This window comes from Micromonospora arida, from assembly GCF_003857035.1.
Classification (GTDB): domain Bacteria; phylum Actinomycetota; class Actinomycetes; order Mycobacteriales; family Micromonosporaceae; genus Micromonospora; species Micromonospora arida.
In genome coordinates, this window is sequence record NZ_QGSY01000131.1 from 1 (window position 1) to 12,745 (window position 12,745).

General features: G+C 70.7%; 12 protein-coding genes. 8 read left to right on the forward strand and 4 right to left on the reverse strand.

The genetic code is table 11. The annotated features are described in order from the left end of the window. The first annotated feature begins 204 nt into the window (after positions 1-204). From tsf to frr, 3 genes are all read left to right on the forward strand, one after another. Positions 205-1,032 (forward strand): translation elongation factor Ts, encoded by an 828-nt coding sequence (gene tsf / locus DLJ58_RS07425; protein ID WP_091400300.1) that lies wholly within the window; start codon positions 205-207, stop codon positions 1,030-1,032. Between the two features lie 161 nt (positions 1,033-1,193). After that, on the forward strand, positions 1,194-1,961 hold the full coding sequence (pyrH, locus tag DLJ58_RS07430) for a UMP kinase (RefSeq protein WP_124854464.1): 768 nt from the start codon (positions 1,194-1,196) through the stop codon (positions 1,959-1,961). Positions 1,962-2,042: 81 nt separating this feature from the next. After that, positions 2,043-2,600 (forward strand): ribosome recycling factor, encoded by a 558-nt coding sequence (frr, locus tag DLJ58_RS07435; protein WP_088946658.1) that lies wholly within the window; start codon positions 2,043-2,045, stop codon positions 2,598-2,600. Positions 2,601-2,652: 52 nt separating this feature from the next. On the opposite strand, the gene DLJ58_RS07440 is transcribed toward frr, so the two are convergent. Then, the gene (locus DLJ58_RS07440; RefSeq protein ID WP_124854465.1) at positions 2,653-3,099 is read right to left on the reverse strand and encodes a hypothetical protein; all 447 of its coding nucleotides are present in this window, start codon (positions 3,097-3,099) and stop codon (positions 2,653-2,655) included. A gap of 382 nt (positions 3,100-3,481) precedes the next feature. Here DLJ58_RS07440 and DLJ58_RS07445 point away from each other — a divergent pair, with 382 nt between their 5' ends. The 3 genes from DLJ58_RS07445 to DLJ58_RS07455 all read left to right on the forward strand — a co-directional run bounded on the left by DLJ58_RS07445 (position 3,482) and on the right by DLJ58_RS07455 (position 7,291). Continuing rightward, the gene (locus DLJ58_RS07445) at positions 3,482-4,846 is read left to right on the forward strand and encodes a phosphatidate cytidylyltransferase (protein ID WP_124854466.1); all 1,365 of its coding nucleotides are present in this window, start codon (positions 3,482-3,484) and stop codon (positions 4,844-4,846) included. 104 nt (positions 4,847-4,950) lie between these two features. Continuing rightward, the gene (gene rlmN, locus DLJ58_RS07450; protein ID WP_124854467.1) at positions 4,951-6,108 is read left to right on the forward strand and encodes a dual-specificity RNA methyltransferase RlmN; all 1,158 of its coding nucleotides are present in this window, start codon (positions 4,951-4,953) and stop codon (positions 6,106-6,108) included. A gap of 31 nt (positions 6,109-6,139) precedes the next feature. Further along, positions 6,140-7,291, forward strand: coding sequence for a DivIVA domain-containing protein (locus tag DLJ58_RS07455; protein ID WP_124854468.1), 1,152 nt, complete (start codon positions 6,140-6,142; stop codon positions 7,289-7,291). Between the two features lie 87 nt (positions 7,292-7,378). Here the strand turns inward: DLJ58_RS07455 and DLJ58_RS07460 are convergent, their stop codons facing one another. After that, positions 7,379-7,600, reverse strand: a complete 222-nt coding sequence (locus DLJ58_RS07460) for a DUF2631 domain-containing protein (protein ID WP_036412111.1) — start codon at positions 7,598-7,600, stop codon at positions 7,379-7,381. 198 nt (positions 7,601-7,798) lie between these two features. On the opposite strand from DLJ58_RS07460, the gene DLJ58_RS07465 reads away from it, so the two are divergent. Continuing rightward, positions 7,799-9,379: a Rieske 2Fe-2S domain-containing protein gene (locus DLJ58_RS07465; protein ID WP_124854469.1), complete on the forward strand. Its 1,581-nt coding sequence runs from the start codon at positions 7,799-7,801 to the stop codon at positions 9,377-9,379. A 96-nt stretch (positions 9,380-9,475) separates the two neighbouring features. On the opposite strand, the gene DLJ58_RS07470 is transcribed toward DLJ58_RS07465, so the two are convergent. Both DLJ58_RS07470 and DLJ58_RS07475 read right to left on the reverse strand, forming a co-directional pair. Further along, entirely contained in the window at positions 9,476-11,071 is a 1,596-nt protein-coding gene (locus DLJ58_RS07470; RefSeq protein WP_124854470.1) for a phytoene desaturase family protein, read from the reverse strand. Between the two features lie 130 nt (positions 11,072-11,201). Beyond that, positions 11,202-12,047: a YhjD/YihY/BrkB family envelope integrity protein gene (locus DLJ58_RS07475; protein ID WP_124854471.1), complete on the reverse strand. Its 846-nt coding sequence runs from the start codon at positions 12,045-12,047 to the stop codon at positions 11,202-11,204. A gap of 51 nt (positions 12,048-12,098) precedes the next feature. Between DLJ58_RS07475 and DLJ58_RS07480 the strand changes: the two genes are divergently transcribed. Then, on the forward strand, positions 12,099-12,650 hold the full coding sequence (locus DLJ58_RS07480; RefSeq protein WP_124854472.1) for a GNAT family N-acetyltransferase: 552 nt from the start codon (positions 12,099-12,101) through the stop codon (positions 12,648-12,650). Positions 12,651-12,745 lie beyond the last annotated feature (95 nt).

A 12,745-nucleotide genomic window follows, 5' to 3' on the forward strand; every position in this document is an offset into this window, starting at 1 on the left:
GCAGCCCGCCACCCCGGAGCAGCCGGCGCAGGCCGCCACCGAGCAGCCGGCGGCCGCGACCGCGGAGTGATCGCACCGTCGCTGCCCCGCCGTCCGTTTTCGCGAACGGCGGGCAGCGACGGTACGCCGGGCACGATCCGCCCGGATCCGGGTAACCGGCACCTCTGACCATCCACACGCCGTCTCAACACCGAAGAGAGAGCCATGTCCCAAATCACCGCCGCGGACGTCAAGAAGCTCCGCGACCTCACCGGCGCCGGCATGATGGACAGCAAGAAGGCGCTGACCGAGGCCGAGGGCGACTTCGACAAGGCCGTCGAGATCCTGCGCGTCAAGGGCGCCAAGGATGTTGGCAAGCGGGCCGGCCGTACGGCCGCGAACGGCCTGGTCGCCCACTCCGGCAAGGCGCTGCTCGAGCTCAACTGCGAGACCGACTTCGTCGCCAAGACCGAGTCGTTCATCGCGCTGGGCCAGCAGCTGGTCGAGCACGGCGAGCGCGCCGGCGTGAACTCCGCCGAGGAGCTGCTCGCCTCCGAGCTCGACGGCAAGGTCATCGCGGACCTGATCCAGGAGCAGTCCGCGAAGATCGGCGAGAAGCTGGTGCTCAACCGGTTCGCCCGGGTCGAGGGCACCACCGCCGTCTACCTGCACCGCAAGGCCCAGGACCTGCCGCCGGCCGTCGGTGTGCTGGTGTCGTACACCGGCAAGACCGACGAGGCCGGCGACGCCGACGCCCGTGGTGTGGCCATGCAGATCGCCGCGATGCGGCCGAAGTACCTCACCCGGGACGAGGTTCCGGCTGAGGTCGTCGAGTCGGAGCGGCGCATCGCCGAGCAGACCGCCCGCGAGGAGAACAAGCCCGAGGCGGCTCTGCCGAAGATCATCGAGGGTCGGGTGAACTCCTTCTTCAAGGACTTCGTCCTGATCGAGCAGTCGTCCGTCTCTGACAACAAGAAGTCGGTGAAGCAGCTGCTGGCCGAGGCCGGCATCGAGGTCACCCGCTTCGTGCGGTTCGAGGTCGGCCAGGCCTGAGCCGCCACCGGGCGCCGCTGGCGCCCGTGGGCAGGAGACATCAACGAGGAGGCCGCCGGTGTACGTGACAGGCACCGCGGCCTCCTCGTCACATAGGGTCGGCAGCGGCAGGTTCGCGGTACGCGCCGCACGGGGCGTGCGCGTGGGGAAGGGCGGGGCGGATGACGCAGGTTGTGAGTGACCGGACGCTGGGGCTGGACGATCCGACGGCACCGCCGCCGGGGCGTGCCCGCCGGGTGGTGCTGAAGCTCTCCGGTGAGGTCTTCGGTGGCGGCGCGATCGGCGTCGACCCGGACGTCGTCCAGGCCATCGCCCGGCAGATCGCCACAGTGGTCCGCCGCGGCGTGCAGGTCTCCGTGGTGGTCGGCGGAGGCAACTTCTTCCGCGGCGCGGAGCTGCAGAAGCGTGGAATGGACCGGGCCCGCGCCGACTACATGGGCATGCTCGGCACCGTGATGAACTGCCTCGCGCTCCAGGACTTCCTGGAGAAGGAGGGCATCGAGACCCGGGTGCAGAGCGCCATCACGATGGCCCAGGTCGCCGAGCCGTACATCCCGCTGCGGGCCATCCGGCATCTGGAGAAGGGCCGCGTGGTCATCTTCGGCGCCGGCGCCGGAATGCCGTACTTCTCCACGGACACGGTGGCCGCCCAGCGGGCACTGGAGATCCGGGCCGACGTGGTGCTGATGAGCAAGAACGGCGTGGACGGCGTCTACACCGCCGACCCGCGGATCGACCCCACCGCCAGTAAACTCGACTCGATCACCTTCTCGGAGGCGCTGCGCCGCAACCTGCGGGTGGCCGACGCGGCAGCGTTCAGCCTCTGCATGGAGAACGGCCTGCCGATGCTGGTCTTTGGCGCGCAGGGTGACGACACCATCATCCGCGCGGTGGGTGGCGACAAGATCGGCACCCTGATCACCGCCTGAGTCCCGCCCAGGCGACGACGACAGCGGTCTGACGACTTTCAGCAGAGCCCACCACGAGCACAGAAGGAGGCGAGGAGACCGGTGATCGACGACACCCTCCTCGAGGCCGAGGAGAAGATGGAGCGTGCGGTTGAGCACGCCAAGGAGGAGTTCGGCGCCATCCGTACCGGTCGCGCCAACGCCGCCATGTTCTCCAAGGTCATCATCGACTACTACGGCACGCCCACGCCGCTGACGCAGATGGCGTCCATCGCGGTCCCCGAGCCGCGGATGGCCATCATCAAGCCGTACGACAACTCGCAGATCAACGCGATGGAAAAGGCGATCCGCGACTCGGACCTCGGGGTTAACCCGAACAACGAGGGCAACCAGCTGCGCATCCTGCTCCCGCAGATGACCGAGGAACGCCGCCGCGACATGATCAAGGTGGCTCGGCACAAGGGCGAGGAGGCCAAGGTGGCGATCCGCAACGTCCGCCGCCGTGGCAAGGAAGAGCTGGACCGGATCGTCAAGGACGGCGAGGCCGGCGAGGACGACGGTCGCCGCGCCGAGAAGGAACTCGACGACCTGACCCAGCGGTACGTGGCCAGCATCGACGACCTGGTGAAGCACAAGGAAACCGAGCTGCTCGAGGTGTGACCCGTGCATCGAGGCCCGTTCCCGACGTCGGGAACGGGCCTCGTTCCATAGGTCAGCAGGGGATCCAGACGGTCCTGGTGCTCTCGGCGAACTGCTCGCCGGTGTCCCAGTCGCGCAGCGAGAAGTGGGCGGTGGCCCGGCCTGGGTGCAGCGCCGGAGCGATCCGCGCGAACGCCATCCCGAGTTCGACAGTGCCGCCGTCGCAGAGGATCTCGCCGGCGCCGTGTCCCCCGGTGGCCCAGAGGGTCGGCAGGCCGTCCTGCACCAGCGAGGCCGACATGAGGACGATGCCGGCCGGGCAGTTCCGGGCGGTGGCGGTGACCCCTGCTGCCGGATACGTGACTCCCGGCTCGCCGACGGGCGGCTCGAACGGGTACAGCTCGCTGGTGTGGCGGTCGATGGTGATCCTGGTCCGTGCCGTGGTGGCGGCGGCGGCCGGTGACCCTGCTCCCAGGACCATGGCGGCCACCGTCAACACCGCGAGACCGAACTTGTACATGTGAGTGCCCTTCCCCCGTTGCGGAGCGCGGGCTGGCGCCGGCGCGGCACCAGCGGACCACGCCGGCCAGGGTTCGCTCAGTACTCGATCGCGCACCGGACGAGTCGGATCGACGGCTGCGGATTGCCTGCGGCCTGCCGTACCGAACGGGTGTGCGTCGCTGGCCGGCGGGCCTGCGGCGTGGGTGGCGTCCGTGGGCGTGCCTCGTCCGCCGTGCCGATCCGGCGTGTGCAGTAGGCTCGGCAGGATTCCCGGCCACCGGGTGGTGAACACCGGGGATCGACCGACCGTCGGGGCGGTCAATCGGAGGAACATCGCACGTGTAGGGGATGCTTGTGGTCTTGCGTCATGTGGTGGTTCTCGTGCCGCGTCGCGGTGCGTGATGTCCCACCCCGACCCCTACGGCAGCGAGCCTCGCGGCGGCTGGGACCGGCCGGAGCGCCCGGTGGCGCTGCCCTGGCCGGACCAGGAGCTGGAGGCCGGCCAGTGGAGCCGCCGTCCCGCCGCCGGCCCTGAGCTGTACGCCGACCCGCACGCCCGGCCGTACGCCGACCCGCACCCGGCGGACCCGTACGACGAGCGTGGCCGTCCGGTCCGCCCGGACGACCGTTTCGACGACCGGGACCGGCACGTCGACGACCGCAACCAGCCCGACCGGTACGACGACCGGGGTCGCGGTGACCGCTACGCGGATCGACCTCCCGCGGGGGAGGGGCCGCCCAGTTACGACGGCCCGGACCGTGGGCGTTTCGACGAGCCGAGCCGTCTCGACGGCCCTCCCGTCCGCTTCGACGACCCGGGGTACCCGACCGAGCAGCTCGCGCCCGTCCGGGCGGAGGTGGCGCCGGACGAGGCTCCGACGACCGCTCGACGGTCGAAGGGGCGACGCCGGGCCAGCCTCGACCGACCGGCCACCCAGCAGGTGGGCACCGGGCGGGCCGGGCGCAACCTTCCCGCGGCGATCGGGGTCGGGCTCGGCCTCGGCGCGCTGATCGTGGTGCCGCTGGCCTTCTATCCGTTGGCCTTCCTACCGGTGATCGCCGCCGCGGTCGCCATCGGCATCTGGGAGATGGCCCGCGCGGTACGACGCAGCGGTGCGCACCCGCCGCTGGTGCCACTGATCGCCGGTGGTGTGTTGACAGTGGGTCTGGCCTGGTACGCCGGCCCGGACGCGCTCAGCCTGGGGCTGCTGGTCACCGTGCTGGGCACCATGATCTGGCGGTTGGGTGACGGGCCGGCCGGCTTCCAGCGGGATCTCACCGCGGCCACCCTCATCGCCGTCTACGTGCCGTTCCTCGCCGGTTTCGCGGCGTTGCTGGCGGCGGCCCCCGACGACGGGCATTTGCGCATCCTGGCCACGCTGATCGGGGTGGTCCTCTCCGACACCGGCGGGTACGCGGCCGGCGTCTCCTTCGGCAAACACCCGATGGCCCCGTCGATCAGCCCGAAGAAGTCCTGGGAGGGCTTCGCCGGCTCGGTCACCGCGGCGGCCCTGGGCGGAGCGTTGCTGCTGTGGCTGATGTTCGAGGTGGCGCCCTGGTGGGGCGCGCTGTTCGGGGTGGCTGTCTCCTGCGCGGCGGTCCTCGGCGACCTGGCCGAGTCGATGATCAAGCGGGATCTCGGCGTGAAGGACATGAGCAACCTGCTGCCCGGTCACGGCGGTCTGATGGACCGACTGGACTCGATCCTGTTCGCGGTGCCGACGGCCTACCTGTTGTTGGCGGTCTTCGTGCCGGTGGTGAGCTGAGGTATGAATCACGGCGACGTGGTCTTCCGGCTCCGGCGGTCGCGGGCCGTTCCACACCTCCGGACCGGCAGCCACCGCCGACGGCGTGACACACTGGACCAGCCATGACGAGCCTGCCCTTGATCCCCGCCATCTCGGTCGCCCCCGCCTCGCGCCGGGCCTCCATGCCCCCTCAGCACCTCGCTGACCTGGACCTGGCCGGCCGCCAGGCGTTGGTCACCGGGCTGGGTGAGCCGGCCTTCCGCGCCAAGCAGGTCTCCAACCACTACTTCGGGCGGTTGGTCCGCGACCCGCAGGCGATGACAGATCTGCCCGCTGCGACCCGGGAGCGGCTGGCCGACCAGTTGCTGCCGACGTTGCTCAACCCGGTGCGTGAGCTGGCCTGCGATGACGGCGCGACCCGCAAGGCGCTCTGGCGGCTGCACGACGGTGCGCTGGTGGAGAGCGTGCTGATGGGTTACCCGGACCGGGTGACCGTCTGCATCTCCAGCCAGGCGGGTTGCGGCATGGCCTGTCCGTTCTGCGCGACCGGCCAGGCCGGGCTGACCCGCAACCTGTCGACGGCGGAGATCGTCGACCAGGCGGTGTACATGGCCGGGGTGGCGGCCTCCGGCGTGGTGGCGGGTTCCCCGCCGAGGTTGTCGCGCGTCGTCTTCATGGGCATGGGCGAGCCGCTGGCCAACTACAACCGGGTGATCGCGGCGATCCGTCGGCTGGTCAGCCCGGCTCCGGAGGGGCTCGGCCTGTCCCAGCGGCACATCACCGTTTCCACGGTCGGCCTGGTTCCGGCCATCCACCGACTGGCCAGCGAAGACCTCTCAGTGACCCTTGCGTTGTCGTTGCACGCGCCCGATGATGATCTGCGCGACGAACTCGTGCCGGTAAACCAGCGCTGGAAGGTAGCCGAGGTGCTGGACGCAGCGTGGGACTACGCCGCCCGGACGGGCCGCCGCGTGTCGATCGAGTACGCGATGATCAAGGACGTGAACGACCAGCCGTGGCGAGCCGACCTGCTCGGGCGGCTGCTGGCCGGCAAGTTGGCCCACGTGAACCTCATTCCGCTCAATCCGACGCCGGGCAGCCGCTGGGACGCGAGCCCGAAGCCGGTCGAGCGGGAGTTCGTCCGGCGGTTGCGCGACGCCGGGGTGTCCACCACAGTTCGGGACACCCGAGGTCGCGAGATCGACGGCGCGTGTGGCCAGCTTGCCGCCGCCGAAGACAACGACACCAACACCGACCGCGCCGGAGAGGCACCGGCGTGACCGGGCGTGGCGAACGAGACCAGGAGACATAGTGGCGAGTCAGGGTCAGCGTTTCCGGCGCAAGGCGCTCCGCCGGGGATACAAGGTCGACGAGGTGGATGCCTTCCTCGACCGGGTCGAGGCGACGCTCGACGGCCGACAGGTCGGTGCCCCGGTGGCCTCGCAGGAGGTTCATGACGTCGTCTTCCGGGTCCGCTTCAACGGCTACGACGAGTGGCAGGTCGACCTGCACCTGGACCGGGTCGAGCGGCAGCTGGCCGAGCTGGAGGAGCGCAACGGCGCCGGACGCGGTGGCGACCCCCGGATGGGCCCACCGGACCGGATGGGTCCGCCGATGCGTGACGACCGGGGCATGGTCCCGCAGCCGATGCCGCCCCGGCCGATGCCCGCGCAGGCCGGCCCGCCCTACGGCCGTTACGACGAGCCGACCGGTGCCTTCACCGGTGGGTACGACGCCCCCCGCGGCGGTGGTTACGACGCGCCACGTGGCCCGGCCGGCCCGCCGATGGGTCCCGGTGGCCCGATGGGCCCCGGCCCGATGGGTGGCCACGGCATGCCGCAGCGCGGCCTGCCCGCCGGTCCCAGCGGGTACGGCCCCCCGGACGACCAGCGCTCACCCGGTGGCTACGGCCCGGATGACCAGCGCGGCGGGTACGGCCCCGACGATCAGCGCGCGCCCGGCGGTTATCCGCCGCCGCCGGAGGAGCCGCGCTTCGACGGCTTCGAGGCCGGGCGGCACGGCCGCGCCGACATGACGGCCGAGATCCGGATGCCGGAGCGGGATCTGCGCGACATGCGCCGTGGTCCGTCCGGTCCGCCTCCGCTGCCGCAGCAGGGCATGGGTGGTCCGCCGATGGCCGGTCCGCCCGCGGTGGCCGGCCCCCCGATGGGTGGCCCGCCGATGGGTGGCCCGCCGATGGCCGGTCCGCCCGGCAGCGACCTGTACCGGGTCGACCAGATCCGTCGTAGCTTCCAGGTGCGCCGGTTCGGCAGCGGGTACGACCCCGACCAGGTGGACCGGTTCTTCGACACCCTGCTCGGTGGCATGCAGCGCCGCAACCCGATGCCGGTCGACCCGAAGGACCTGGACACGCTTCGGTTCGGCCTGGTGCCGGGTGGCTACTTCGAGGCAGAGGTCGACGCCGCGCTCAAGGACGTGCAGGACATCCTCTTCGGGCGCTGACCCCGACGCGATACGGACGAGGGCCCGTCCCCGGGGTGGGGGCGGGCCCTCGTCGTACGTCGGCCGGTCGTCCGGCGGTGGGTCGGGTCAGGAGCGCAGACCGCTGCGCCGCAACACGATGTCGCCGATCACGATGATCAGCAGCAGCGCGGCCAGGCCGATCAGCCAGATGTCCTCGACCCTGCCCTCGTGGTTGCCGCAGATCATCGCCAGCAGCGCCAGTGCGGACAGCACGGCGCCGATCTGCCCGGCCTTGCGGTGCCCGGGCTTGTGCTGGTCTGGCGACGTTACCGGCTCGCTTCCTGCCACTGTCGGTCCTTCCCTCGCGATCGGATCTTTGGTTAGTCTGGCACGCCTCGTACGCGGTGCGGTGGGGTGGGGGTTTCCTGGCCATTGGCCCTGCCCCACCCGGGCTGGATGGCACTACCGGCGTCGCGGGGCGGCGGTCAGACTCGCTCCGGTAGCGTTTGGCGTACACCTGATTGTCTGTTTGAGGGGGACTGTGCGGTGCGAGTGACCGGAACCGGGCACGCCAGCATGCGGATCGACACGGCTGCGGGCAGCATCCTGTGCGACCCGTGGGTCAACCCGGCCTACTTCGCGTCGTGGTTCCCGTTCCCCGACAATTCACTGCTGGACTGGGAGAGCCTGGGTCAGGTCGACTACCTGTACGTCTCCCACCTGCACCGGGACCACTTCGACGCGAAGCACCTGCGCGACTTCGTCTCCAAGGACGCCACCGTCCTGCTCCCCGAATTCCCCACCTCGGAGATGGAGGACGAGTTCCGGGCGCTGGGCTTCACCAAGTTCCTGAAGGCGCCCAACGAGCAGGTGGTGGAGCTGCCCGGCGGCCTGAAGATCATGATTCAGGCGCTGACCAGCCCGACCGACGGGCCGATCGGCGACTCCTCGCTCTGGGTCGAGTACGAGGGTGTGCGGCTGCTCAACCAGAACGACGCCCGCCCCACCGACCTGAGTGTCTTCGCCGAGTTGGGCCACGTGCACGCCCACATGCTCCAGTTCTCCGGTGCGATCTGGTACCCGATGGTCTACGAGCTGCCGCAGGCGGCGAAGACCGCGTTCGGCAAGCAGAAGCGCGACCGGCAGTTCGACCGGACGTGGCGCTACATCGACGATCTGAAGGCCGATCACGTCTTCCCGATCGCCGGCCCGCCGTGCTTCCTCGACGACGCCCTGTGGCAGTTCAACGACATCCACGGCGACGAGGGCAACATCTTCCCCGACCAGTCCGTCTTCCTGTCGGAGTACGCCAAGGTCGGCGGCACCAACGGGATCGTGCTGCTGCCGGGCAGCGTCGCCGAGGTCACCACCGAGGGCGCGAGCACCACCCATCCGGTGCCGGTGCAGGAGTTCTTCGCGAACAAGGTCGCGCACCTGGAGGAGATGCGGGAGCGCAAGCGCCCGATCATCGAGGCGGAGAAGGCGTCCTGGCGGCACCCCGAGGTGGACGTGCTCGGCGAGATGAAGCGTCGGATCGAGCCGCTGCTCGACGAGTCGATCTACCTGGCCAAGGGGGTCGGCGGCCCGGTCCGTTTCGACCTGGTGGGGTATGACGGCGAGAGCGTCGAGTCGATCGTTGTGGACTTCCCCGGCAAGGAGGTCCGGCCGTACGCGGACGAGAAGGTGCGCTACCGGTTCCGGACCGAGCGGTCGCTGATCGAGCACCTGCTCTTCATCGACGAGGTGGACTGGGTCAACTCGCTCTTCCTGTCCTGCCGGTTCTCGGCGGCCCGGATCGGCCAGTACAACGAGTTCGTCTACGCGTTCTTCAAGTGCCTCTCCGAGGAGCGGCTCCAGTACGCCGAGGGCTGGTACGACGAGCACGAACGCAGCACCGACGCCGAGGACATCACGTTGGGCGACTGGGTGGTGCAGCGGCGGTGCCCGCACCTGAAGGCGGACCTGACCCGCTTCGGCATCGTCGACGGTGACCAGCTCACCTGCCAGTTGCACGGCTGGCGCTTCGACCTGCCCAGTGGCCGTTGCCTGACGAGCGTCGGCCACAAGGTGCGAGCCCACCGGGTGGACGCGGAGACTCCGGCTCCCGCCGGCGAGGCCGTGATCTGACCTCCTCACCACCGCGATCTTGCACTTGCTGTCGGGCCTGAACGGGGCATACCACCCGTATCGGCGTCCGAAAGTGCAAGATCGCGGGAGTCTGGGTCAGGCCGACAGGTCGGTGAGGATGCGGCGGGCGGCGTTGTGGCCGGCCGCGCCGATGACGCTGCCGGCCGGGTGGCAGCCGGCGCTGCCGGCGTACACACCGTCGATGCCGGTGGCGTAGGGCATCCGGTCGGTGAACGAGACGGTGTTGTCGACGTGGTGGATGTGCCCGCCGGTGATGCCGAAGTGCTCCTCGATGCCGGGCGGCGGCAGCGGCACCGCGTCGGCGATCAGGTCGGCGGTGCCAGGGGCGTACCGCTCGACGATCCCGAGCAGCCGGTCGACGTAGCCGGGCAGTTCCGCGTCCCAGGTGGTGCCGGCCAACTCGTAGGGGACGGACTGGACGAAGAGCGCCGACGAGTGGTGCCCGGCGGCGTCGGAGAGCGACGGGTCGACGGTGGTGTGCAGGTACCACTCGATGGTGGGCTCCGCCGGCAGCAGACCGGCCTGCACGTCCGCCCACATGGCGCGCAGCGCGGTCATCGGCGAGGTCTGCGCCCCGCCGACCAGCGACGCCGACCCGGGCAGCAGGTGGATGGTCGAGCCGAACGGGCTCGGCGTGCCGTCCGGAAGGCAGGAGAAGCGCGGCAGCCCGGTGAGCGCCAGGTTGAGCTTGAGGGTGGTGCCGGGCCGGCGGACCGCCGCCATCCGCTCGCCGAGCCGCGCCGGGAGCGCGCCGTCGGGCAACAGGTCCATCAACCGGTACGGGTCACACGCGCCGAGCACCACCCGGGCGGCGACCTCCCGACCGTCGGCCAGCACCACTCCGCTCGCCGCGCCGCCGGCCACTGTCACCGCGTGCACCGGCGTACCGGTCAGGATGGTCGCTCCGGCGGCGCGCGCGGCCTCGGCGAAGGTCCGGGAGACGGTGCCCATTCCACCCTCGGCGATCATCCAGGTGCCGCCGGAGCCGGGCAGTCGGCACATGTTGTGCACGAGGAAGTTGTGGCCGGTGCCTGGGTCGTCCGGGCCGGCGTTCAGCCCGGACAGGCCGTCGGTGACCGCGTACATGCTGACCAGCAGCTCGGAGCGGAACTCGAACCGGGCCAGGTAGTCGGCGACCGAGCCCTGCACGAGGTCGACGAAGACCTGGCGCAGCGCCGGGCGGACGTGCCGCTCGGCGGTCTCCTGGACGCTCAGCGGCTCGGCCAGCCAGGCCGGGGCGAGGTCTTCCCGCAGCGCGGCCAGCTCGGCCTGCATGGCGTCGTCGGCGGCCACGTCGGCGGGGGAGAAGAACTCGGCGAGCTGCGCCCGGGTGGCGGCGGTGTCACTGCCGAAGAGCAGGTACGGCGAGCCGAGGCCGCCCGGGGTGGGGAGGAAGTAGTGCGGGTCGCGGCGAAGCACCGGAATCCGTACGTCGAGCGTGGCGAGCAGCTCCGGGGGCATCAGCCCGAGCAGGTACGACCCGGTGGAGTGGCGCAGCCCCGGCACCTTCGGGAACGGGTTCTCGGTGCGGGTCGCGCCGCCGATCACCTCGGCGGCCTCCAGCACGAGGACGTCCAGGCCGGCGCGGGCCAGCAGGACCGCGGAGACCAGACCGTTGTGCCCGGCACCGACGATCACGACGTCGGCGCGGGCAGGAATCTCACTGCTCATGCCGCGGCAGCCTAGTCCGCCCCACCAGCCCAGGTCACCCCGTCCGCGACCCAGTCACCCCGCACCCCCACCTGCGGTGATCAAGAGCTTTGCGTCAAGGAATCGGCTCCCGGTGACGCAAACCTCTTGATCAACCCGGCGGGGTGGGGGTGAGGCGTTTGGTGCGCCAGTGGGAGAGGGCCAGGGTGGCGGAGTAGCCGGCCAGGACGATCACGTGGAACAGGTAGAGCCAGAGGATGACGGCCACGCCGGCGCCGATGTCGTCGAAACCGCCGAAGGGCACTCCCAGGTCCAGCGGGAGCGAGGCGAAGAGCACGAAGCCGTGCAGGAAGCCGGAGAGGTTCGCCGCGGTGAACGACCCGACTCCGAGGGTGGAGAGCCAGTCCGGTGAGGCCGGCCCGACGACCCGGAACACCCACACCAGCACCGGCGTCAGCACCAGCCAGACCCCCAGGAACGACAGCACCACGCCGAGCACACCGAGCCAACCGCCCTGGCGTACGAGGCGGGTGGTGAGCGGGAGCGCCAGCAGGATCGACAGCAGCAGCGCGGGGGCCGGCGCGAGCAGCGGCAGCAGCAGGAGCCGGCCCCGCCAGCCGACCAGGTGCTCGTCGGAGCGGGGCGCTGCCACCGAGACGAACGCCCGGCGCAGGCCCTCGCCGTACAGCGAGGCGGGCAGCAGGGAGGCCAGCGCCAGCAGCGGGGTCAACTCCACCCCGGCGTCGACCAGTGCCTCCACCGCCCGGGGCGCGCCGATCGCGGTGGGCAGGGCCTCCACGGCGTACGAGGTGAGCCGGCGTACCCGGTCGGCCCCGGCCACCAGTGCGGTGAGCCAGATCGCCAGCAGGGCGACCGGCACCACGGCGATCGCCCCGTAGAAGGTGATCGCGGCGGCGTGCAGCGACAGGTCCCGTCCGCGCACCGGACGGAATGCGGCACTGGTGATCCGTTTCGCGCGCTGCCATCCATCGCCCATCGGATCCTCCTTCCCTGTCGCCGGGGCCGTCACTCCTTAAGATCGCTGTTCATGACTGTTGTCACCACCGAACGCCTGATCCTGCGCGATTGGACCGACGATCCGGCCGATCTGGCCCGGATCTACGACATCTACTCGCGTCCCGAGGTCAGCCGATATCTGGGCATGGCGTCGGGTCTGCCGATGACCAACCCGGCCCAGGCCGTCGAGCGGCTGCGGACCTGGCAGGAGCGGCACGCCGACGACGGCGGCCGGTACGGCACCTGGGCGATCGAGGTACGCGAGACGGGTCAGGCGGTGGGCACCGTGTTGCTCAAGCCGCTGCCGGGGCGCGACGAGTCGCGCCGGACCGAGGACATCGAGGTGGGCTGGCACCTGCACCCGGACGCATGGGGTCACGGCTACGCCACCGAAGCGGCCCGCGCGGCGGTGGCCCGGGAGTTCGCCGCCGGCACCCGGGAGATCTACGCGGTCGTGTCGCCGAGCAACGAGCCGTCGATGGCGGTCGCTCGGAGGCTGGGCATGACCCATGTCGGTCAGCGCACCGACTGGTATGGCGGGGAGCTGCTGGAGACCTTCGTGCTGACCGCACCAGCTGCTTGATCGTTCCCGCACGAGCTGACGCAAGATCCGCGCAACTTCGGGGAAGGTGTGGCCTCCAGTCGTCGGGAGGCGGCACCTTCCCCGAAATTGTGGGC

What these genes read in the sequence shown, in the direction of transcription:
- tsf (WP_091400300.1), top strand. Translation starts at nt 205, where the DNA reads ATGTCCCAAATCACCGCCGCGGACGTCAAGAAGCTCCGCGACCTCACC.
- pyrH (WP_124854464.1), top strand. Translation starts at nt 1,194, where the DNA reads ATGACGCAGGTTGTGAGTGACCGGACGCTGGGGCTGGACGATCCGACG.
- DLJ58_RS07440 (WP_124854465.1), bottom strand. Translation starts at nt 3,099, where the DNA reads ATGTACAAGTTCGGTCTCGCGGTGTTGACGGTGGCCGCCATGGTCCTG.
- DLJ58_RS07445 (WP_124854466.1), top strand. Translation starts at nt 3,482, where the DNA reads ATGTCCCACCCCGACCCCTACGGCAGCGAGCCTCGCGGCGGCTGGGAC.
- rlmN (WP_124854467.1), top strand. Translation starts at nt 4,951, where the DNA reads ATGACGAGCCTGCCCTTGATCCCCGCCATCTCGGTCGCCCCCGCCTCG.
- DLJ58_RS07470 (WP_124854470.1), bottom strand. Translation starts at nt 11,071, where the DNA reads ATGAGCAGTGAGATTCCTGCCCGCGCCGACGTCGTGATCGTCGGTGCC.
- DLJ58_RS07475 (WP_124854471.1), bottom strand. Translation starts at nt 12,047, where the DNA reads ATGGGCGATGGATGGCAGCGCGCGAAACGGATCACCAGTGCCGCATTC.
- DLJ58_RS07480 (WP_124854472.1), top strand. Translation starts at nt 12,099, where the DNA reads ATGACTGTTGTCACCACCGAACGCCTGATCCTGCGCGATTGGACCGAC.